Origin of the sequence: uncultured Christiangramia sp. (assembly GCF_913046405.1) — a bacterium.
In the GTDB taxonomy this organism is placed as follows: domain Bacteria; phylum Bacteroidota; class Bacteroidia; order Flavobacteriales; family Flavobacteriaceae; genus Christiangramia; species Christiangramia marina.
The window spans coordinates 1-20,032 of sequence record NZ_CAJWRQ010000031.1; the positions used below are offsets into that span (position 1 = coordinate 1).

General features: G+C 38.3%; 24 protein-coding genes and 2 tRNA genes. 10 read left to right on the plus strand and 16 right to left on the minus strand.

What is annotated here, in order from left to right; translation table 11 throughout:
- On the minus strand, positions 1–766 hold a 766-nt coding region (locus QZ620_RS05820), incomplete at its 3' end, for a calcium/sodium antiporter (protein WP_295179945.1).
- Positions 767–922: 156 nt separating this feature from the next.
- Between QZ620_RS05820 and QZ620_RS05825 the strand changes: the two genes are divergently transcribed.
- Positions 923–1,075 carry an SsrA-binding protein gene (locus tag QZ620_RS05825; protein WP_295179946.1) on the plus strand — a complete coding sequence of 51 codons (153 nt, stop codon included), beginning with the start codon at positions 923–925 and terminating at the stop codon, positions 1,073–1,075.
- Here QZ620_RS05825 and QZ620_RS05830 read toward each other — a convergent pair.
- Together QZ620_RS05830 and QZ620_RS05835 are read right to left on the minus strand one after the other, a co-directional pair.
- The gene (locus QZ620_RS05830; protein WP_295179947.1) at positions 1,072–1,584 is read right to left on the minus strand and encodes an adenine phosphoribosyltransferase; all 513 of its coding nucleotides are present in this window, start codon (positions 1,582–1,584) and stop codon (positions 1,072–1,074) included. The genes QZ620_RS05825 and QZ620_RS05830 overlap by 4 nt on opposite strands.
- Before the next feature lie 10 nt (positions 1,585–1,594).
- Positions 1,595–2,248: a DUF2461 domain-containing protein gene (locus QZ620_RS05835; protein ID WP_295179949.1), complete on the minus strand. Its 654-nt coding sequence runs from the start codon at positions 2,246–2,248 to the stop codon at positions 1,595–1,597.
- Positions 2,249–2,437: 189 nt separating this feature from the next.
- Between QZ620_RS05835 and QZ620_RS05840 the strand changes: the two genes are divergently transcribed.
- A complete protein-coding gene (locus QZ620_RS05840) occupies positions 2,438–2,785 on the plus strand; it encodes a hypothetical protein (protein WP_295179951.1) in 348 nt (115 codons plus the stop codon).
- 98 nt (positions 2,786–2,883) lie between these two features.
- Here QZ620_RS05840 and QZ620_RS05845 read toward each other — a convergent pair.
- From QZ620_RS05845 to QZ620_RS05875, 7 genes are all read right to left on the minus strand, one after another.
- A tRNA-Arg gene (locus QZ620_RS05845) sits at positions 2,884–2,957 on the minus strand.
- A 134-nt stretch (positions 2,958–3,091) separates the two neighbouring features.
- Positions 3,092–3,925 carry a M57 family metalloprotease gene (locus tag QZ620_RS05850; RefSeq protein WP_295179953.1) on the minus strand — a complete coding sequence of 278 codons (834 nt, stop codon included), beginning with the start codon at positions 3,923–3,925 and terminating at the stop codon, positions 3,092–3,094.
- A 99-nt stretch (positions 3,926–4,024) separates the two neighbouring features.
- Positions 4,025–4,300 carry an ATP-dependent Clp protease adaptor ClpS gene (locus QZ620_RS05855; protein WP_295179955.1) on the minus strand — a complete coding sequence of 92 codons (276 nt, stop codon included), beginning with the start codon at positions 4,298–4,300 and terminating at the stop codon, positions 4,025–4,027.
- 56 nt (positions 4,301–4,356) lie between these two features.
- Positions 4,357–5,190: a 50S ribosomal protein L11 methyltransferase gene (gene prmA, locus QZ620_RS05860; RefSeq protein WP_295179957.1), complete on the minus strand. Its 834-nt coding sequence runs from the start codon at positions 5,188–5,190 to the stop codon at positions 4,357–4,359.
- Positions 5,190–5,942, minus strand: a complete 753-nt coding sequence (gene tpiA / locus QZ620_RS05865) for a triose-phosphate isomerase (RefSeq protein ID WP_295179959.1) — start codon at positions 5,940–5,942, stop codon at positions 5,190–5,192. Before tpiA ends, prmA begins: the two co-directional genes overlap by 1 nt.
- Positions 5,943–6,087: 145 nt before the next feature.
- On the minus strand, positions 6,088–7,182 hold the full coding sequence (locus QZ620_RS05870; protein ID WP_295179961.1) for a BT_3928 family protein: 1,095 nt from the start codon (positions 7,180–7,182) through the stop codon (positions 6,088–6,090).
- 17 nt (positions 7,183–7,199) lie between these two features.
- The gene (locus tag QZ620_RS05875) at positions 7,200–7,745 is read right to left on the minus strand and encodes a DUF1599 domain-containing protein (RefSeq protein ID WP_295179963.1); all 546 of its coding nucleotides are present in this window, start codon (positions 7,743–7,745) and stop codon (positions 7,200–7,202) included.
- Between the two features lie 82 nt (positions 7,746–7,827).
- Between QZ620_RS05875 and folP the strand changes: the two genes are divergently transcribed.
- From folP to QZ620_RS05890, 3 genes are read left to right on the plus strand one after another with little or no spacing between them, the layout of a single operon-like run.
- On the plus strand, positions 7,828–8,658 hold the full coding sequence (gene folP, locus QZ620_RS05880) for a dihydropteroate synthase (protein WP_295179965.1): 831 nt from the start codon (positions 7,828–7,830) through the stop codon (positions 8,656–8,658).
- Positions 8,659–8,688: 30 nt separating this feature from the next.
- Positions 8,689–9,462, plus strand: coding sequence for a diadenylate cyclase (locus QZ620_RS05885; RefSeq protein WP_295179967.1), 774 nt, complete (start codon positions 8,689–8,691; stop codon positions 9,460–9,462).
- Positions 9,463–9,468: 6 nt separating this feature from the next.
- Positions 9,469–10,233 (plus strand): DUF3667 domain-containing protein, encoded by a 765-nt coding sequence (locus tag QZ620_RS05890; protein WP_295179969.1) that lies wholly within the window; start codon positions 9,469–9,471, stop codon positions 10,231–10,233.
- Here QZ620_RS05890 and QZ620_RS05895 read toward each other — a convergent pair.
- The gene (locus QZ620_RS05895) at positions 10,230–11,996 is read right to left on the minus strand and encodes an ABC transporter ATP-binding protein (RefSeq protein ID WP_295179971.1); all 1,767 of its coding nucleotides are present in this window, start codon (positions 11,994–11,996) and stop codon (positions 10,230–10,232) included. The genes QZ620_RS05890 and QZ620_RS05895 overlap by 4 nt on opposite strands.
- Positions 11,986–12,741: a tRNA pseudouridine(38-40) synthase TruA gene (truA, locus tag QZ620_RS05900; RefSeq protein WP_295179973.1), complete on the minus strand. Its 756-nt coding sequence runs from the start codon at positions 12,739–12,741 to the stop codon at positions 11,986–11,988. The genes QZ620_RS05895 and truA overlap by 11 nt, the downstream gene beginning before the upstream one ends.
- 106 nt (positions 12,742–12,847) lie before the next feature.
- On the opposite strand from truA, the gene QZ620_RS05905 reads away from it, so the two are divergent.
- The gene (locus QZ620_RS05905) at positions 12,848–13,336 is read left to right on the plus strand and encodes a metallophosphoesterase family protein (protein WP_295179975.1); all 489 of its coding nucleotides are present in this window, start codon (positions 12,848–12,850) and stop codon (positions 13,334–13,336) included.
- Positions 13,337–13,398: 62 nt separating this feature from the next.
- Here the strand turns inward: QZ620_RS05905 and QZ620_RS05910 are convergent, their stop codons facing one another.
- Positions 13,399–13,809, minus strand: coding sequence for a DUF4293 domain-containing protein (locus QZ620_RS05910; protein ID WP_295179977.1), 411 nt, complete (start codon positions 13,807–13,809; stop codon positions 13,399–13,401).
- Between the two features lie 193 nt (positions 13,810–14,002).
- On the opposite strand from QZ620_RS05910, the gene rho reads away from it, so the two are divergent.
- The gene (gene rho, locus QZ620_RS05915; RefSeq protein WP_295179979.1) at positions 14,003–15,709 is read left to right on the plus strand and encodes a transcription termination factor Rho; all 1,707 of its coding nucleotides are present in this window, start codon (positions 14,003–14,005) and stop codon (positions 15,707–15,709) included.
- 413 nt (positions 15,710–16,122) lie between these two features.
- On the opposite strand, the gene QZ620_RS05920 is transcribed toward rho, so the two are convergent.
- Positions 16,123–16,195: transfer RNA gene (locus QZ620_RS05920), tRNA-Gly, on the minus strand.
- 46 nt (positions 16,196–16,241) lie between these two features.
- Positions 16,242–16,694, minus strand: a complete 453-nt coding sequence (locus QZ620_RS05925; protein WP_295179981.1) for a GNAT family N-acetyltransferase — start codon at positions 16,692–16,694, stop codon at positions 16,242–16,244.
- A 38-nt stretch (positions 16,695–16,732) separates the two neighbouring features.
- Between QZ620_RS05925 and QZ620_RS05930 the strand changes: the two genes are divergently transcribed.
- From QZ620_RS05930 to QZ620_RS05940, 3 genes are read left to right on the plus strand one after another with little or no spacing between them, the layout of a single operon-like run.
- Positions 16,733–17,293 (plus strand): ATP-dependent Clp protease proteolytic subunit, encoded by a 561-nt coding sequence (locus QZ620_RS05930; RefSeq protein ID WP_295179983.1) that lies wholly within the window; start codon positions 16,733–16,735, stop codon positions 17,291–17,293.
- A gap of 1 nt (position 17,294) precedes the next feature.
- Positions 17,295–17,576, plus strand: coding sequence for a GNAT family N-acetyltransferase (locus tag QZ620_RS05935; protein ID WP_295179985.1), 282 nt, complete (start codon positions 17,295–17,297; stop codon positions 17,574–17,576).
- A gap of 11 nt (positions 17,577–17,587) precedes the next feature.
- Positions 17,588–19,219 (plus strand): L,D-transpeptidase family protein, encoded by a 1,632-nt coding sequence (locus tag QZ620_RS05940; RefSeq protein ID WP_295179987.1) that lies wholly within the window; start codon positions 17,588–17,590, stop codon positions 19,217–19,219.
- Here the strand turns inward: QZ620_RS05940 and QZ620_RS05945 are convergent.
- Positions 19,216–19,947 carry a murein L,D-transpeptidase catalytic domain family protein gene (locus QZ620_RS05945; protein WP_295179989.1) on the minus strand — a complete coding sequence of 244 codons (732 nt, stop codon included), beginning with the start codon at positions 19,945–19,947 and terminating at the stop codon, positions 19,216–19,218. The genes QZ620_RS05940 and QZ620_RS05945 overlap by 4 nt on opposite strands.
- Positions 19,948–20,032: the final 85 nt, after the last annotated feature.

Consider the following 20,032-nt stretch of genomic DNA (forward strand, 5'->3'; position numbering starts at 1 on the left):
TTAAAGCGGTTAAACCTAAAACTGAAGCGATATTGAAAATATTGGAGCCAATTAAGTTCCCTAGAGATATTGCTTTCTCCTTTTTCATTGCTGCGATAAGGGAAGCTGCCAGTTCTGGAACACTGGTTCCAACAGCGATAATAGTCACGGATACTACCCGTTCGCTAATCCCTAACTGAGTTGCAAGATCTACTGCGCCCATTACAAGTAATTCTGATCCTCCCCATAAGGCAAGAATCCCGATTAAGAGCCAGATTCCTAATTTGATACTTCGAACATCCTGTAGAGACAGATCCACTTCATCTGCTACGACATTATCTTTTCTTCTTGATCTCTTTATTAATAGAAACATATATCCAACAAGTCCAAGCAAGAGAATCCCGCCTTCTATACGTGACAATACTTCTCCACTTTGAAGAAAGAAGTAAAGTACTATGGAGAATAACATCATAACTGGCCAGTTGATCCTATAAAAATCACGATCTACCATTAATGGAGAAACCATGGCTGTTAAGCCCAGAACCAAACCAATATTAGCGATATTGGAACCAATAACATTACCTAAAGAAATATCTGAAAATCCATCAATAGCTGCCTGAATACTCACTAAAAGTTCTGGAGCTGAAGTGGCAAAGGAAACCACCGTAAGACCTACGACCATCCTGGAAATACTGAGTTTTAGTGATATTGCTACAGAACTTCGAACTAAAAACTCTCCTCCTATTACCAAAAGGACAAAGCCAACAATTAGAAATACAACGCTCATAGATGATATTTTTTGCGAAGATAGAGGAATTCAAAGAATTGCAATTACTTTCTTTAAGTCTAAGCATGCGACGCTTTAAATGACCAATTTTCAACCGAATATGTTATTTCCCTGAAATTGAATAATTTGTATCTTTCTAAAAATATCTTATATCTAATGAAGAAATCAGTTTTCAAAGCGCTTGCTAAGTTCAATAAGAAATTTTTACCTAGTTACTCCAAGCAAGAACTGGATCTACAAAAAGCTTCGAAAGCCCAGATGGCTGTTATCGGTTGGCGACTATGGGTTACTAAAAACTCGCTGGACTAATAATGTATAAGTGACTCTACCTCATATTTAGAAATCCGGTCTCTGCCTTTGAGAAAATCCAGTTCTATCAAAAAATTACACTGCACAATATTGCCTTTGCATTTTTCCACAAGATTGCAGGTGGCCAGAGCCGTACCTCCGGTTGCCAGAACATCATCATGAATTAGCACATTTTCGCCTTCCTTGATCGCATCCTGATGAATTTCAAGACTATCACTTCCATACTCCAGGTCGTATTCCTGTTTGAATTTTTTAGCAGGCAGTTTACCCGGCTTTCTAACCGGAACGAACCCGGCTTTGAGCTCCTGTGCCAGCAAACTGGCAAAGAAGAAACCCCTGGACTCCATTCCTACCACTTTATCTATTCTTACGTCTGGAAGTCTGGCTACAAACTTTGCAATAACTTCTTTCATAGCCTCATGATCCAGCAAGAGCGGACTAATATCTTTATATCCTATTCCTTCCTTCGGAAAGTTCTCGATCTCGCGTATATAATTCTTCAATTCCATATTTTATGGATCAAACTGTAATTGCTTTATTCAAATAATTTCGGAAAGGTAGCATCTCCCTATAGATCTCTACCAGTATTTCCTGAAAATCCTTCTTCAAAATTTGTTTTTGAGTGAGGTCAACCTGAACAGCAAAAGTCTTATTCCGCAGCAGCTCGATATGTTGATGATCCTTACTAAAACCTTTGGGTGCGGTCTTCAGTTTTTCATCGTCTACGAGTCCGCCGAATGTTTTTACAAATGATTCCTTTTCGATGAACTCTTTAAACTCATCACCATTATAGTCGATAGCTGAACGTATGCTATCAAGTATGGACTTTTTAGGACGGTAGAATCCACCGGCCACAAAGCTACCATTGATCCCTATATGAATATAAAAATCTCCTTTTTCAGGCTTGTCATCCAGACCAGCGCCAAAATGATCTTTGTAAATGGGCTTATTAGGGTGAAACATCAGGTTATTATTAATCCTGTTGATAGCTTTCCTACCTTCGGTAGGCGCATAATCTTCATCAACATTAGCCAGTTTAATATCCAGTTCATTCAACCATAAAATATAAGAGTCACGAATATGATGATATTCTTTACGATGCTCGTCCATCCACTCTTTCGAATTATTCTTATTAAGTTCCCGTAGAAAAGAGAACAATCTTTTGAAATCCATGTACAATATTTGAATTGTAAAGATCGCAGAAAACACCGGGATTGCAATAGATGATTGGCATTCTTAGTGATAATCAAATTTTTATAAATCTGAAAGACAGCTTTTTGCGTTCAAATAAAATACAATAACGTTAATTGGTGAGAAAGCAATTTTTTATATTTATAGGACCAACCTGTAAAATTTCTTACTATGCTCTTCAAGAAACTGGGAGATGATATCTTCGCGCCCGCACCCAGGGCAATGGCATTGATAGATGCTAAAGAACCTAAATTCAATTACTATCTTTCTTCAAGAATTAGAGGACCATTAATTGATCTGGACATTACCACCAAAATCTTTCATAATAATGAAATGTTCGTGCGTAAATCTACTTATCGAGTAAAGCTGGGAGAGATCGAAAAATGCGTAAAACAAAACCTTATAGAACATATGCTTTTGTTAGGACTTCCAGAAACTGAGATTCCAGATAGCCTGAAGACTGAGAATTTCAAGGCAGACGTCATTAAAAATATTAACCGAAGAATTTATAGTGATTAATCATAATTCCCCCTGGTAGGAAGCTCTGTTGAAAAACCGGGCTTTTTTTATTTTAGATAAGACATAAAAAAAACTGCAACCAAAGTTGCAGTTTTTTGTGACCTCGCCAGGATTCAAACCTGGAACCTCTTGAGCCGTAATCAAGTGCGCTATTCAGTTGCGCCACGAGGCCTTTTAAATAGTGCTCTACTGTTTTGCAAAGCGGGTGCAAATATAATTTCTTTTTATAAAACTAAAAAGCCTTTTCAGAATAAAATAAAAAAAAGGCGGATGAACCGCCTTTCCTTAGTGCCCAATGTTTGGTTTTTAGTATAAGTAGTTTAGGGCAACTGTATCATAATATCCGAATTCTCCATCTTCATTTCCGCCAAAACAGGCCAGCATAATAGAATTCGAATCAAAGCCTGTAGGCGTACCTGGAATATGAACTGCACCATCTGCTCCTGCAGATTCTCCGCTTTGTCCACAGCTTTGGCGACTAAACCAATCTGTATGTCTTAATCCTACCGCATGACCAATTTCATGAGTCATTACGTGTTCATTGGTGTTTGTATCGTAGTTCTGCATACCTGAGAAGATCTGTACATACTTGTAGGGATTACCATTGCTTGGAAATCCTGCAACTCCTCCAGCCTGACCATTGTTAGTCTGGTAAACTACGATATCATATGGCTGATAGTTAGTTCCAAAAGTAAGTGTAAAAGTAATTCCCAGATCCAGCGCATTGTAATTTCCAATAGCATACTGCAAGGCAGTTCTCTGTTTACTGGATAAAGCCTGGCTTCCTCCGGTATACCCGATCACATTCACAGTACGAGGTGAACTCACCAGGTTATTGGTTCGATACTGCTTGTCAGTAATAGAAGCCGAAGACATGCTAAACAATTGATCTTTAGTCATAGCAATATCACCTTCAATAAGGTAATTTTCGATAGAGCTTCCATCAGGAAGCATCATCATTTGCTTTTCAACATGTTTTGAATTGAAATTAAGATCAGATATTCTCTCAAGAACCTCTTTCGAGATCTGATCTTCTTGAACTTGAGCTGTTTCAGAAGATATTTCTGAAACATCCTCTTTTTCACAGGAAGCAAAGAATAATACTCCCAGAGATAGGGTAAGAAGTGTAATTTTTTTCATAAGTAAGTTTAGGTTAAGGGGGCACTTATGAAGGCAAACTACTTCAAACTGTAAATATTTACTAATAATTTATGTTAAATGTAGGAATTTTCTGTATAACTACACGATCTCAGCACTCAATCCCGCATCTAACAATTTGGAGCATCGTGGCTCCAATTCATCATAGGGTCCGGTTTTTACAGTACATTTTCCTTTGTAATGCACCAGGATACTACATTGTTCTGCCTGTTCCGGAGTATGCTCACAAGCATAGATCAATGTTTCGATCACATGATCAAAGGTATTATAATCATCATTATACAAGACGATCTCATTTTCACGCTGTTCTTTGGTTTTCAGGTCAACCTGTTCTAAAACTTCCTCTTTCGTACTCATCTTCAACTTATTACTTTTTTCTGAAAGCTGCAAAGATACAAATTAATGTAACATGCTTAAAATGAAAACTTTGCAGCTACCCAGTTATTTCTCTCTATGTGTTCAAAAAATTTCAAACCATGCTTTTCACATGCCGACTTTATTATTGGAAGGTCTTCGGTATAAAACCCACTGAAGTATATACTTCCGGATTCTTGCAGACATTCTACATAAGTAGCCATATCATTCAACAAAATATTTCTGTTGATATTGGCAAGAATTACATCGTATTTTCTACCAGGTAATAATTCTGCCCCACCTTCTTCAACTTTAATATCTTCACAATTGTTTCGTTCAATATTTTCCAGCGTATTGAGGTAACACCAGTTATCGATATCAATCGCTTCAACCGGAGTTGCATCTTTCATTCTTGCTAAAATGGCAAGGACTCCAGTACCACATCCCATATCCAGTACAGATTTACCTTCCCAGTCATTCTTTAAAATATGCTGTATCATCATATGAGTTGTGGAATGATGACCAGTACCAAATGACATTTTTGGTTCTATGACAATATCGAACCGGGTATTTGGCTTCTCATGAAACGGTGCTCGAACGCTGCACTCATGGTCCACCAGTATAGGAGTGAAATTCTTCTCCCACTCCTCGTTCCAGTTTACCCGTTCAATTTTTTTCACCGTATAGTCAATACTGAATTCTTCAGACTTCAGGATCTGTACCTCATCGAGTAGATCATCTGCGAATTGCTCTTCCGGCACATAAGCAGTAATTCCATCTTCATTCTCAACAAAACTTTCAAAACCAAGTTCCCCTAATTCTGCGATCAGTATTTCTGAAGCCGGAACTACCGGTTGTATCGTAAAATGATATTCGTAATAATGTCCGGTCATTAAAATGAGTTTACGATCTCAAGAAAATCAACTGCCTTCAGACTGGCGCCACCAATAAGACCGCCGTCCACATCTTCCTTGGCAAAGATCTCTCTGGCATTTGCTGGTTTTACACTACCACCATATAAGATTGAAGTATTTTCAGCGACACTGGCACTTACATTATCTTTTAATAAAGTACGTATATGTTTATGCATTTCCTGTGCCTGTTCAGGGCTTGCAGTTTCACCGGTTCCTATTGCCCAAACTGGTTCGTAGGCTAGAATGATATTTTTCCACGCGTCTTCTGAAAGGTGAAATAAAGCTTCCTTTAATTGTGATTCCACTAAACTGAAGTGTTTGTTATTTTTACGGTCTTCCAGCTCTTCTCCAAAGCAAAATATCACTCGCATTTCTGCTGCGATCGCTGCGTCTACTTTCTTAGCCAGTTGCTCATTTGTTTCGTGGAAATATGCACGTCTCTCACTATGCCCAAGAATTACCGTAGTAACCCCAATACTTTGTAACATTTTTGCTGAAATTTCGCCTGTGAAAGCTCCATTTTCACTTTCATGCATATTTTGAGCTGCCACAATCACGGGAGTATCCTTTAGTGCCTGGAAAGTAGCATATAGATTTGTGAAGGCTGGAGCTACCATAACAGTCGCTTCAGGCTCCTTTACCATTTGCATTTTCATTTCGCCAAGCAATTCTTCAGTCTCAGCAAGGTCGTTATTCATTTTCCAGTTTCCGGCTACTATTTGTTCTCTCATGATAAATGTATTTCAGTGATTAGATGCTCTCCTGCTATAGGTTTCAGCATAAAAGACAAATATAAGGAAAGACTGAAATACGAAATCCTAAACCAAAGCTAAACCTTCAATTTTTAGGATTTTCTGAATAAAAGATAGTAGATGTTTATAATTTGATATCGCTCGCGTCGAACCAGTGTTTTTTCTGCTCCACTGTTCCGGATCTCAAAACCAGGATACCGGGATTTGCTCTTACGATTGTTTTAAGCGCAGTTTCATCTGCCTGATAGAAATCGAAGTCCAGATCAAATTTCTCTTGGAGTTTAGATTGCAGGTCTTCGCCTGATGCTGTGAGTGCAATTACACGATAATTCTTAGTCCGCGCTTCTTTTGCCAGGTCCTGTATTGCTTGATATCCTTCCATTTCCGTAGACCTTATATTATACATGACGAACATCAGGACTTTATCTGTAGTAAGAATATCTGTCGTAATATCACCTTCCGGACCTTCGATCACAAAATCATGAATTGGCGGTACATAGCCTTCTTCGATCTGTACCGTCTCAACGCCTATGAATTCTCCGGAAACCTGAGGATAGGCGCCTTGATTGGTAATAATCTTCTCCTCCCCTTCCAACTTAAATTTCCATTGGTATTCATACACAGGTTCCTGGGCACCTTCAGGCACTACCATTTTTTCAGCTATGTTATTGCCGATCTTATAGGGTCTGAAATCCAGCATCGGGAGATGCATCAACACATGATAACAAAATGCGAAACACGCCATAAAGCTCAGGAAAATTGCCCATTTATGATATTTCTGCGGAAACAGCGGCTCTATGTATTTTTGATTAAAGAATAATACCAAAATCAGAATCAGTAGGACAATATCTTTATAGAATGACTCCCATGGAGTAAGCGGAATAGCATCACCAAAACAGCCACAATCTGTGACTTTATTAAAGTATGCCGAATAAAAAGTAAGGAACGTAAAGAAAATGATCATGAGGAGCAGACTCCAGCTTGTAAATTTTCTGGCAAACCCAATAAGCAGCATGATTCCAAGCACTAGCTCAAAGATTACCAGTAAAATAGCAATAATAAGAGCAAATGGTATAAGCGCCGGAATGTCCAGTACCGGTTCACTGAAGTATTCCTGTAGTTTATATGAAAAACCTACGGGATCATTCAGTTTTATGAATCCGCTGAAGATGAAAAGCACACCTACCAGGACTCTGCAAATACCTACAATTGCTTTCATAAGCTATATATTCTGAATTATTTTTCGGCTTCCTGGAAATGGATCATGGCAAAAACAGAATAATTGATCATATCCTGGTAATTTGCATCGATCCCTTCACTTACCAGCGTTTTTCCCTGGTTGTCCTCAATTTGCTTCACTCTCAATAATTTCTGTAAGATAAGATCTGTGAGCGAACTAATTCGCATATCCCGCCATGCTTCGCCATAATCATGGTTTTTATCCATCATAAGCTGCTTGGTTACAGCAATGTTCTTGTCATATAGATCTATTGCGTCCTGAGGTCCAAGATCGGGCTGATCTGCAATTCCCTTTTCAAGCTGAATTAAAGCCATTACTGAATAATTAATGATCCCGATAAATTCAGATTTCTCATCTTCGTCAACTTTTCGAACATCACTTTCCTGAAGTTTTCTTATACGCTGTGCCTTAATAAAGATCTGATCTGTTAAGGAAGGTAATCGTAAAATGCGCCAGGCACATCCATAATCCTGCATTTTATTCAGAAAAAGACTGCGACAATGGCCAATGACATCATCGTATTGTTCGGAGGTATTTTGCATGAAGTAGCTGTAATTTGCGTAAATTTCGGTCAAATATTTCAGATAGTCAAAGTTATTTGCGCTACCAAAATTAAGCCATCTCATGTTTATAAATTGCCGTGGTAATCTCATCGACCTATCCGAACCAAAAGTGATGGGAATCATCAATATCACTCCAGACTCCTTTTTTGAGGGTAGTAGAAAACAAACAGATAAAGAGATCCTTTCCTCTACTGAAAAAATGCTGAAAGAAGGTGCGAGCTTCCTGGATATTGGCGCCTATAGTTCCAGGCCTGGTGCTCAGGATATTTCAGAAGAAGAAGAATTGGAACGAATGATTCCGAAGCTGAAGTTACTGGAACAGCATTTTCCAGAAGTAAACTTTTCCGTAGATACCTTTAGATCCAGAGTCGCGAAAGAGGCTGTGGAGAATGGTGCCGCAATCATCAATGATATTTCCGCCGGAAATCTCGATGCTCAGATGATCGAAACCGTTGCCAGTCTTAAGGTGCCTTATATCATGATGCATATGAAAGGGACTCCGCAAACTATGAAAGACCTGAACCAATACGAGGATCTCACTGCAGATATTCTTTTTTACTTTTCTGAAAAGATCTCGGCAGCCAGGAAAGCTGGAATTAAAGATATAATTATTGACCCGGGATTTGGCTTTGCTAAAAACATTGCACAAAATTTTGAGCTACTGAATAAACTGGATCTTTTCAAAAATCTTGAACTTCCCTTTCTTGCCGGGCTTTCTAGGAAAAGTCTCATCTGGAAAACCTTAAATTCTACACCAGAAGATGCTTTGAATGGTACCAGCATTTTGAATACTATTGCACTTAATAAAGGAGCTTCAATTTTAAGGGTTCACGATGTAAAAGAGGCAATGGAATGTATCAAATTAACCGGTGAACTCAATAACTACGTTTAGTTTTTCTATTTTTACAAAAAACCACTGCATTTGGACATCATAGATCTTCGCATCCTCGATATTCTAGATATTGTTTTTGTCGCCCTTCTACTCTACTACGTTTACAAACTGGTTCGAGGTACTGTGGCCGTTAATATTTTTATTGGGATCGTGGTTATTTACCTGGTCTGGCTGCTAACACAGCTGCTACAAATGGAATTACTTAGCAGTGTTCTGGGTGAATTCGTTGGGGTTGGTGTATTTGCACTTATCGTGGTTTTTCAACAAGAGATCAGGAAATTCCTTTTGATGATTGGCTCCACGAATTTCACACAAAAAGGCCGATTCCTGCGAAGCTTCAAAATAGGCCGGGATGATGTTCGCTCAAAATTAGATGTGGAAGCTATCATAGATGCCTGCGAAGCAATGGGGAAAACCTATACCGGAGCGTTGATGGTGATTCAGAAGAACAATAAACTCGACTTCGTAAAGAATACGGGTGATAAAATGAAGATCAAGCTGAATCAGCCTATTATTGAATCTATATTTTTCAAAAACAGTCCGTTGCATGACGGTGCGATGGTCATCGAAGAAAGTATGATCACCGCCACCAGGGTGATCCTACCGGTATCCAATGACAGATCCATTCCTTTAAGATTCGGACTAAGACATCGTGCTGCGGTAGGGATTACTGAGAAAACTGATGCGCTGGCTTTGGTGGTTAGTGAAGAGTCTGGACAAACATCTTATATCAGGGACGGGCAGTTCGTGATGTTCGAAACGATGGACGAACTAAAGGTTAAGATTAAAGAAGACATAAGCTAAGAATAGATGACGCATTGCAAAAATTGCAATTTTTCGATATCAGAAGAACAGAATTATTGCTCTAATTGTGGAGCTAAGATCGTACGGGACAAGCTTAGTGTTCCCTATCTTTCTGGGGAATTCTTTGAATCATTCTGGAGTATTGACTCCAACAAACCAGTACTTACTTTTATTGACCTTTTCCGTAGACCTGTGAATGTGATTCAGGGATATATTGAAGGACTGCGTAAGAAATATATCAATCCTTACGGATACTTTACTATTGCGCTAACCCTTACTGGTCTATACACTTACGTTAACCTGAAATATTTTCCAGAATATTTAGAGGATGGAGGTCTTGAGGTTAATACAGGAGAACAAGATATCACCAGGGAGGTCACTACGATGATCCTGGAACACATGAACCTCATCACTTTTCTGTTCATTCCGGTAATCACCTTGTTATCCAGGCTGGTCTTTTTAAAAAATAAGAAATACAATCTTGCCGAGCATTTTATCGTACACCTATATGCTTACTCACATATAAGTATCGTTTTTGCGATCCTTATTCTATTTTCTTTCAGCAATCAGTCGGTTTTTGCAGTTATGAATTATGCTAGTTTACCTTTTTATTTGATTTATTACGGGTATATTTTTAAAAAAATGTATGATCTAAGCTTATGGAAGATAATTCTTAAAAGTCTACTTTTTCTGCTTTTGATTTTGCTTGTTTTCGTAATAGTTAGCCTTTTCATTCGTATTTATATGGCCAAACTAAAGGGAGTTATCTAAATACTCTCTTCTTCTTTGAACTGCACTTCATAAAGTTTTCGGTAATACCCATCGGTTCTCTGAAGTAAACTTTGATGATTACCAATTTCTACGATTTTACCCTGATCCATTACAATAATCTTGTCGGCTTTTTTAATGGTCGCGAGCCTGTGGGCGATAACGATGGAAGTTCGACCTTCAGTGATCTTATCGGTCGCGTCCTGTATGAGTTGTTCGCTATAGGAATCTACGGAAGATGTTGCTTCGTCCAACACAAGAATACTTGGATTACTAACATAAGCTCTTAAGAATGAGATCAACTGCCGTTGTCCGGAAGAAAGCATTGCTCCACGTTCCTTTACATTATAATAATAACCGCCAGGAAGGGAATCAATAAATTCATGAATCCCAATCTGCTTTGCAGCCTTGATCACATCTTCATCTGAAATATCAGGGTTATCAAGATTGATATTATTCATGATCGTATCTGCGAACAAGAATACATTCTGAAGAACCACAGCGATTTGAGATCTTAGAGATCTCAGCTCCAGATCCTTGATATCCTGCCCGTCTATTTCAATGACTCCACTATCAATTTCGTAAAATCTGCTCAGTAAATTAATGATGGTTGATTTCCCAGCACCGGTTGCTCCTACAATTGCCACAGTTTCACCAGGCTCTACTCTAAAACTGATTCCTTTTACAACTTCTTCTTCTGGAATATAACTAAATCTTACGTCTTTAAATTCGATCTCTCCGTCAAGATGCTCTACTGCAATAGTCCCGTTATCTTCAATTGTGGATTCTGTGTCCAGGATCCCGAATACCCGGTTAGCTGCGACCATTCCCATTTGCAATGTATTGAACTTATCGGCAATTTGGCGCAGTGGCCTGAATAACATCTGACTCAGTTCTATAAATGCGACAATAATACCTAAAGACATATCATCACCGGCAACTACCCGTAAACCACCAAACCATACGATTAAACCTATGGTAATGGAGGTAGACATTTCAGCAATTGGGAAAAAGATGGAGTTATACCAAACGGTTTTTACCCATGCTTTTCTATGTTTATCATTGATCTTTTTGAAGTTTTCGTATTCAGTTTTCTCGCGGGTAAACAACTGTACGATCTTCATCCCAGTGATACGTTCCTGTACGAAAGTATTCAAATCTGCCACCTGAGTTCTGACTTCTTCAAAAGCTAACTTCATTTTCTTCTGAAAGACTCTCGTCGCGTAGATAATAAAAGGCAAAACTGTAAGTACGAGCAAGGTTAGCTCCCAGCTTTTATAGAACATTACACCAATCACTACCAACATTTTCAGTAGATCTGAAATGATCATAAAAAGTCCCTGGCTAAATATACTGGCAATGGTCTCAATATCACTTACAGCCCTGGTCACTAATCTTCCAACTGCAGATTTATCATAATACTGCATTTTAAAGCCAAGCATATGTTTGAAGAGTTTTACCCGCAAATCACGAACAACCTCCTGCCCAAGCCAGTTAGCATAGTAGATAAAACAGAACTGGAAGATCACTTCCAGCACCAGAACCCCAATCATTAGGCTTACATAATATATAAGACTGTCAAAATCTGCGGGAATCAGGGCTTCATCTACAGTTTCCTGCAGTAAAATAGGTCTTAAAACTCCGAAGAGAGAAACAAGAATGGCCGCAACACCTACAAAATAAAATATTCGTTTATAGGGATTGGTGTATCCAAGCAATCGCTTGAAAAGTGCCATATCAAATGCATTTCCTGTATTAGATGCCATCTATTTCTCTTATCGTTTCAGGATATTCGATCCTGGTTAAATATAATCCATGTGCCGGGACCGAAGTTCCAGCTTTTCCCCTGTCTTTACTTTTGATCACCTCGTGCATATATTCCACCGGTTGTTTTCCCTGACCAATTTCAAGCAGAGTTCCTACCACCGCCCGCACCATATTACGCAAAAATCGATCTGCAGTGATATAAAAAATAAGCTTCCCATCCTTTTCCACCCATTTCGCTTCATCGACACGGCAGTTATACGTATGTACATCTGTCCGTGATTTGGAAAAACACTGAAAATCTGAATACTCCTTCAGGATCTCTGCAGCTTTATTCATTTTTTCCAAATCAAGTTCATAGCGAAAATACCAAGCCTGATCGTAAGCGAATACATCTTTATACTGAAGTAGATGATACTCGTAACTTCTTGCCACAGCATCAAATCTCGCATGTGCTTCCTTTGCTACCGGAAAAACTTCAGAAATTGCAATATCCTTCGGAAGCATGGAATTTAGCTTATAAGCAAGATCTTCACCATCAAGTTCTTCCGAAGCATCAAAATGAGCAAACATTTGTCGTGCATGCACACCGGCATCTGTCCTTCCAGCACCAACAATAGCTACTGAAAATGGTAACACCTTGCTTAGATTTTGTTCAAGAACCTCCTGAACACTAATAGAATCAGGTTGATTTTGCCAGCCGTGATAAGCTTTACCGAAATATGAGAGCTTCAGGAAATACCTCAAGTCAGCTTTATTTTTATATTAGCGAAATGCAAAGATAAGGCAATTATAGCAAGGAAAAAGGCCTGATTTCGCTTCCTTTGTTAAACGACTTTTAAAACTGAAGACTTTGAAGAAGATTCTATTACTAAGTGACACACATAGTCATATGGACGAAAGAATTTTGCATTATGCCGGTGAGGCAGACGAAATATGGCATGCGGGTGATATTGGCAAAACAGATGTAACCGATAAACTGAAGCAAATTGGACCACTGCGGGCAGTTTACGGGAATATAGATGATGCTGAAATACGTAAAGAATTTCCATTAAACCAGCGTTTCATGTGCGAAGAAGTAGATGTCTGGATTACTCATATAGGTGGATACCCGGGAAAATATTCTCCAGCGATTCGCGAAGAGATTAGGCAAAATCCACCGAAACTATTCATTTGTGGTCATTCACATATTCTGAAAGTGATGAACGATAAAAACCTCGGACTTTTACATATGAATCCAGGTGCTGCGGGGAAACATGGATTTCATAAGAAGAGAACCATGTTGCGTTTCCAGATCGATAATAAGGAAATTAAGGAACTGGAAGTTATTGAATTGGAATAATTAAAAAACCCGAAGCTTTCACTTCGGGTTTTTCACGCACTAATACTACTAAGATGATAGGCTTATCGTAATCGATCTACAGATTTTACGAGATCTTCGTCCTTCTTGATGGCCTTATTGGCCAAAACAATAAAAACGATAGAAATAATAGGAAGAAACATCCCAATACCTTTCTCTGAGATATCCATCTCTCCAGGTAAAGTTAGAGACCAATAAACAAACACTCCTAGTAAAAAAAGATTTAATATGATATTTAGACGCCCCAATACAAATTGAAGCTTTCTATTTTTGAACATGATGATACTCACCAGCGAAATTGCTGCTGAAGCAAGAAACATTCCCAGCGCGATTAATACTTCGTGAGCATAAACAAACTCACCTGCTGAATTCTCCCAAAGCGGAAGAACGAAAATGAGCCCGGCACTCACAATAACCGCTAATAATAACCAAATAGTCTGTATTCTCTGAAGCATATTTCTTGCGATTGCGGCACAAAAATAAAAGATTCTTTTTAGAATCATTGGGTAAAAGAATAAAATAAAGTTGTATAATTGCAGTAACAATGCGTAACCTATTCAATACAGGTTACTTAAGTCTCCAAAACTTTTTATTCTTCTTCGAGAAGTTTTTAAATCAATCCAATCTTATAATTATTTCACTGAATACATGTTCGAAATTTCAGAATTAAAAGCTAAAAAGCTTCCTGAACTTAAGGAAATTGCTCAATCGCTAAATGTTCCTAAGTATAAAACCCTTAAAAAACTGGATCTAGTTTACCAGATCCTGGACTACCAGGCAGCCAACCCAGCAAAAGTAAAAGAAGTACTTACAGAAGATAGTGCCGAACCGGCTAAGCAGGAAACCACAAAACCTTCAAAGGTTGGAAGTGAAAAAAAACCTGCTAAACCTGCTGCAAAAGCACCTAGGCCTGCCAGAAAAGAGTCTGATCCAAAGGAAGATAAAAAGGAACCAAGACATAAAAGTACTCGCGAGCGTAGTTCTTCTAGCGCAAAAACTGATGATCGCAAAAAGAGCGACAACAGAAATGATAATCGCAACGATCGTAATGATCGCAACGACAGTCGCAACGATCGCAATCACAACAATAACAGCAATAGCGGAAACAACAAGAATGACCGTAACGATAACAGAAATGATAATCGTAACGACAATCGCAATGATAACCGCAACGACAATAAGAAAGGTAATAACGGAAACCGCGATAATCGTAACAGATACCGTGAGCCGGATTACGAATTTGATGCTATCATCGAGAGCGAAGGCGTACTGGATATCATGCAGGACAACTACGGTTTCCTAAGATCTTCAGATTACAACTACCTTACTTCTCCTGATGATATTTATGTATCGCAGTCACAAATAAGATTATTTGGTTTAAAGACAGGAGATACAGTACAGGGACAAATTAGACCTCCAAAAGAAGGAGAGAAATATTTCCCGCTTATCAAGATCAACAAGATCAATGGACTGGATCCACAGGTTGTAAGAGACAGAGTTTCTTTTGAGCATCTTACACCACTTTTCCCGAAAGAGAAATTCAATATTGCTGAAAAGCAGGCGACAATTTCTACAAGGGTGATGGATCTTTTTGCTCCAATTGGTAAAGGTCAGCGTGGGATGATCGTATCTCAGCCTAAGACCGGTAAAACAATGTTACTAAAGGATATCGCAAATGCTATTGCGGCAAATCATCCTGAAGTATACCAGATCGTTCTACTAATCGATGAACGTCCTGAAGAAGTTACAGATATGCAACGTAACGTAAAAGGTGAAGTAGTTGCTTCAACTTTTGACAAAGAAGCCCACGAGCATGTTAGAGTTGCGAATATCGTACTGGAAAAGGCTAAAAGACTCGTAGAGTGTGGACATGATGTAGTTATTCTACTTGATTCCATTACCAGACTGGCACGTGCTTACAATACGGTACAACCTGCCAGCGGTAAAGTTTTAAGTGGTGGTGTAGATGCAAATGCACTTCATAAACCAAAACGTTTCTTTGGTGCTGCACGTAACATTGAAAATGGAGGTTCTCTATCTATTATCGCTACCGCTCTAACAGAGACTGGATCTAAAATGGATGAGGTGATCTTTGAAGAATTCAAAGGTACTGGTAACATGGAACTGCAATTGGATAGAAGAATTTCCAACCGTAGAATATTCCCAGCTATCGACCTTGTTTCTTCAAGTACGCGTAGGGATGATCTGTTGCTTGACGAAAACAATGTGAAGCGTATGTGGGTACTACGTAAATATCTTGCTGACATGAACCCTATCGAAGCGATGGAATTCATTAATGACAAGATTAGAAATACTAGAAATAATGAAGAGTTTCTCATTTCCATGAACGGATAATTGATACTTTTTTATATAAAATCTGAAAAGCCTGAAACTAGAGTTTCAGGCTTTTTTTATGCGATAAGATTAAGTTAAGTAAGAAGGCTTTGAGTTAGTGTAAGATTACAGGCTACAGATCTGTTTCGAAGTGTATCAATATAAAATCCATTTCAAGGCATTCGCTTTTTAAAATTGCAGTACAATGAGTGAATCAGAAAGTCTAAAAACTGAGTTTTACAATACTGAATATTTCAGATTAACTTTCCGAAGAAAGCAATAATGGAACTTCAGATAACGTCTTGGATATTATAGTTTCAGACTGTAGATTTCGCTCTTTGCGAAGTGAAATTTGAAAATTCCGTAGTAATCTCGGAAGGACACAGATTCTAATTATTTGCAATAAAAAAGCCCTGTCGATTGACAGGGCTTAGAGCGGGAGACCGGGTTCGAACCGGCGACATTCAGCTTGGAAGGCTGACGCTCTACCAACTGAGCTACTCCCGCGTGCGGCGGCAAATATAAATGCTTTCTTTTTTATGTTCAAAGGAAATCAAAGTTTTTTTAGAAAATGATATCCGCGAATTACAAAACCAAGATTCATGTAAAATTTATGAGATCTAAAGTTTTCTACATAAGTGTTAAGCTCAATAGTTTCACACTGCTTTTTGATCGCATACTGTTCTATATATTTAAATAACTGCGTCCCAACACCCAAGCCCTGCAGGTCATCATCTATATAAATATGATCCACTTCGCAGGTTCTTCCCGCATAATGCCGGGTCATGAACCATAATCCAAAAACACCTACAAGTTTTCCAGATTTATAAATACCAAAACACTCGTAATTCTGCTCAAACATTTCCAGTAATCTTCTCTTCAAAATCTTTGGAGGCAACGCCTGCGACTGCAGTTTTTCCAGGTAAGGCAGAACTAAGTAATAATCAGTTTTTAAAATCTTGTTAAATGCCAGTTGCATACCTGCCTTTTCCGTAAAAATAGTCATATTTTTATCTATTACTTCAAGTACTACAAATAAGAATTATGAATACATCAAAGAATAAGCCTGGAAAGATCCAGGATCTAATTGACAATAAATTTCTAGAAGAACGCAAAATCTATCTTTGGGGAATGGTCAATGATAAAACTGCAAAACATGTCATAGACAGGCTGGAATATCTTGACCTGATGGGAGATGGCGAAATCCAGTTATTCATCAATAGCCCGGGTGGTTATGTGACCGATGGATTTGCTATTTATGATACCATCATGAGCATTAAATCACCAGTTTCAACAATTTGTACGGGACTAGCAGCTTCCATGGGATCTATATTACTTTCGGCAGGAGAAAAAGGAAGAAGATTTATACAACCGCACGCGAAGGTGATGATTCACCAACCTAGTGGCGGAGCAAGAGGTCAGGCTTCAAATATTGAGATCGCGGCTAATGAAATACTTAAAACCAAACATCTTAGTGCAGAGATCCTTGCTGAAAATTGCGGGACAACTACAGAAAAGGTCCTTAAGGATTTTAATCGCGACTACTGGATGGATGCAGATGAATCTTTGGATTACGGTATAGTAGACGGAATATTTAGAAAATAATATGGAGATAAAACATAAAGAAAGTGATAGCCGCGGAATGTTCTATATCGAGAAAGAAAATAGCCTTGTTGCTGAACTTACCTATCACAAAAAAGGTAATGTCATCACAATAGATCATACCGAGGTGAAGAGAGAAATGGAGAATCAGGGAATTGGTTCAAGCCTGCTGAAGGAAAGCGTTGAATTTGCTCGTAAGAACAATCTAAAGATCGATCCTCTTTGTCCATTTGCTGAAGTAAAATTCGATGAAAACCCTGAGTATTCAGATGTTCGAGTTTCTTAGTTTCATTTAGAATGAAAATTAAACTACTCCTTGTTGGTTTGATCTTTGGGATGATAGGCATATCCTGCAAGGACGAACCAAAGCTGGAAGGTATAGAAGAGCGTAACGAAGTTGAAGAGATCAAAGAACTAACTTCGCAGGACGACTTAGAGGATTACTTCGAAGATATCGATAGCACTTCTACCAAATTAAACAACTTTAAAAGCGTGAATTCCTTTTATATTCAAAGGGAATTCATGCCTTTATGGAATGACAAGGAAGCTCGCGAAGACCTTTTCCGTAGTATTGAAACCATCGAATATGATGGGTTATTTTTTGAAGATTATCATGGTGAAGAATTACAACAATTGTTATCCTCACTCAACAGTGAAAATGAAGAACAAAATTTAAGAGCTGAAATTCTTCTTACCGATGCTTTTATAGATCTTGCTCATGATCTTGCAGTTGGTAAACTTAACCCTAAAGAAATTTACAAAATCTGGGGTACAGAGCTTAACACCGTAAATATTGAAAGTTTATTACAAAAACTGGAAAAGGGTGAAAAAGCTTCATCTATTCTTGCAGAACTGGCTCCAGGTCATGTTGTGTATAAAAGCTTAAAGAAAGCACTCAAGAGTTATCGAGATGATGGAATTAAAGAAAATTCCTCCACTGTGATCGCCAGTGGTAAACTTGTAAAACCCGGCGAAAACAATGATAGAATCCCGGATATTGCGAGCAGGCTTTTCGAGCTTGGTTACTACAAAAAGAGTCCGGACTCGGTTGGAACCCGGTACACTAAAGAATTACAAACTGCACTGGAAAATTTTCAAAAGGATCATGGGCTAAACACTGATGGCGTGATAGGTAACACTACTATCGAAAACCTGAATCTTACAACCGAAGACCGGTATCATCAAATTCTGGTTAACATGGAACGCTGGAGATGGTATCCCAGAGATCTCGGTGAGCATTATATTATAGTGAATATCCCAGATTATGAGCTTTACGTGGTCAAAGATGGAGATACCATTAGAAATCACAAAACCATGGTGGGTACCGAAGCGAGAAAAACACCTGTTTTCTCGGATGAGATCGATTATATCATCTATAATCCAACCTGGACCATCCCTCCTACTATCATGAAAAATGATGTAATTCCTGGAGCTTCCAGAGATGTAGGTTATTTAAGAAAGAAGAATATCAAGATGTATGACCGTAGTGGTCAGGAAGTAAATCCTTCTTCAGTAAATTGGAGTTCTTCCAGCCCGCGATCTTATACTTACCGGCAGCCGGCAGGACCATCGAATCCATTAGGACTTGTAAAGATTATCTATCCAAATGAATATATGATCTATCTGCATGACACACCTTCTAAAAGTTTGTTTGAAAAAAATGCCCGGGCTCAAAGTTCTGGGTGTGTACGGGTTGAAAATGTACTCGACCTTGCTAAATACCTGATTGAGGATCAGAAAGAATTCGATGATGAGAAGATCGATGAGATTATAAAATCTGGCAAAACAACGCAAATCGCTATGAAGCAAGAAATTAAAGTACATCACTTTTACTGGACCACCTATCAAAAAAAAGATACCACCAGGTTTATTGATGATATCTACGATCTTGATAAAAAGCTTTGGGATTTACTAAAGCCTAAGGCTTAAGAATTTAAAAAAGTGGAAGTTTCCAGGTATTTGTCATTAGAACGATGAATGTAAACAACCGACTTTCCTTTAATTTTATGGATTAAATCCTTAGCTACCGTATTGGGAACAGCGGGACAACCATAGCTTCTTCCTAGTCTTCCTAGTCTATCGATAAATTGAGGTTCAGCATAATCTGCTCCATGAATTACAACATATCGTTTTCTAGCATTGGAATTAAATTTCTTTTCCATTCCATCAATGAATAATGAAAGTCCGTTTTTACCGAAGTAAGTTTCCCCTGTGACATAGAAGCCAAGGGAGCTTTGAAGTGAATTTACTGTGTTAGAGAATTTGGTTGCGAATTCTGCACCTGTATTTTTTCCGTGAGCTACATAAGTATTGTATTCAACCTCCTCTGTATCCATGTTAAGGATCCACATTCTTTTCTTAGTTGAAGAAAGATCGAAATCTACGACCGTTAATAAAGAATTTCTGACTTTTCCAGCTTCATCCAATTTTTGATAGCCTTTGATCGCTTTTTCGAAAACCGATAATTCTGGCATCGTACTGTTTTTCAAAGAAAAACTTTCATATAATGCTAGTGTCTTTTCTTCGGAAGTTAGTTCAACCTCTTCCACTGGCTCTGTCTCAAATACTATCCCTTTTGAACTGTCAATTTCAGATGCATTACTGAACGCGAATGAGAAAATTAGTACTCCAATCACCATCATAATTCTATACTTCATATAATTTTCGTTTTAGGTTATTTGTTAAATAATTCCAAAAGTCTTGCCAACATACAAAATTTTGGAACTAATCTCGAATTCAGCT

What these genes read in the sequence shown, in the direction of transcription:
- QZ620_RS05825 (WP_295179946.1), top strand. Translation starts at nt 923, where the DNA reads ATGAAGAAATCAGTTTTCAAAGCGCTTGCTAAGTTCAATAAGAAATTT.
- QZ620_RS05830 (WP_295179947.1), bottom strand. Translation starts at nt 1,584, where the DNA reads ATGGAATTGAAGAATTATATACGCGAGATCGAGAACTTTCCGAAGGAA.
- QZ620_RS05835 (WP_295179949.1), bottom strand. Translation starts at nt 2,248, where the DNA reads ATGGATTTCAAAAGATTGTTCTCTTTTCTACGGGAACTTAATAAGAAT.
- QZ620_RS05840 (WP_295179951.1), top strand. Translation starts at nt 2,438, where the DNA reads ATGCTCTTCAAGAAACTGGGAGATGATATCTTCGCGCCCGCACCCAGG.
- QZ620_RS05850 (WP_295179953.1), bottom strand. Translation starts at nt 3,925, where the DNA reads ATGAAAAAAATTACACTTCTTACCCTATCTCTGGGAGTATTATTCTTT.
- QZ620_RS05855 (WP_295179955.1), bottom strand. Translation starts at nt 4,300, where the DNA reads ATGAGTACGAAAGAGGAAGTTTTAGAACAGGTTGACCTGAAAACCAAA.
- prmA (WP_295179957.1), bottom strand. Translation starts at nt 5,190, where the DNA reads ATGACCGGACATTATTACGAATATCATTTTACGATACAACCGGTAGTT.
- tpiA (WP_295179959.1), bottom strand. Translation starts at nt 5,942, where the DNA reads ATGAGAGAACAAATAGTAGCCGGAAACTGGAAAATGAATAACGACCTT.
- QZ620_RS05870 (WP_295179961.1), bottom strand. Translation starts at nt 7,182, where the DNA reads ATGAAAGCAATTGTAGGTATTTGCAGAGTCCTGGTAGGTGTGCTTTTC.
- QZ620_RS05875 (WP_295179963.1), bottom strand. Translation starts at nt 7,745, where the DNA reads ATGCAAAATACCTCCGAACAATACGATGATGTCATTGGCCATTGTCGC.
- folP (WP_295179965.1), top strand. Translation starts at nt 7,828, where the DNA reads ATGTTTATAAATTGCCGTGGTAATCTCATCGACCTATCCGAACCAAAA.
- QZ620_RS05890 (WP_295179969.1), top strand. Translation starts at nt 9,469, where the DNA reads ATGACGCATTGCAAAAATTGCAATTTTTCGATATCAGAAGAACAGAAT.
- QZ620_RS05895 (WP_295179971.1), bottom strand. Translation starts at nt 11,996, where the DNA reads ATGGCATCTAATACAGGAAATGCATTTGATATGGCACTTTTCAAGCGA.
- QZ620_RS05910 (WP_295179977.1), bottom strand. Translation starts at nt 13,809, where the DNA reads ATGCTTCAGAGAATACAGACTATTTGGTTATTATTAGCGGTTATTGTG.
- rho (WP_295179979.1), top strand. Translation starts at nt 14,003, where the DNA reads ATGTTCGAAATTTCAGAATTAAAAGCTAAAAAGCTTCCTGAACTTAAG.
- QZ620_RS05925 (WP_295179981.1), bottom strand. Translation starts at nt 16,694, where the DNA reads ATGACTATTTTTACGGAAAAGGCAGGTATGCAACTGGCATTTAACAAG.
- QZ620_RS05930 (WP_295179983.1), top strand. Translation starts at nt 16,733, where the DNA reads ATGAATACATCAAAGAATAAGCCTGGAAAGATCCAGGATCTAATTGAC.
- QZ620_RS05935 (WP_295179985.1), top strand. Translation starts at nt 17,295, where the DNA reads ATGGAGATAAAACATAAAGAAAGTGATAGCCGCGGAATGTTCTATATC.
- QZ620_RS05940 (WP_295179987.1), top strand. Translation starts at nt 17,588, where the DNA reads ATGAAAATTAAACTACTCCTTGTTGGTTTGATCTTTGGGATGATAGGC.
- QZ620_RS05945 (WP_295179989.1), bottom strand. Translation starts at nt 19,947, where the DNA reads ATGAAGTATAGAATTATGATGGTGATTGGAGTACTAATTTTCTCATTC.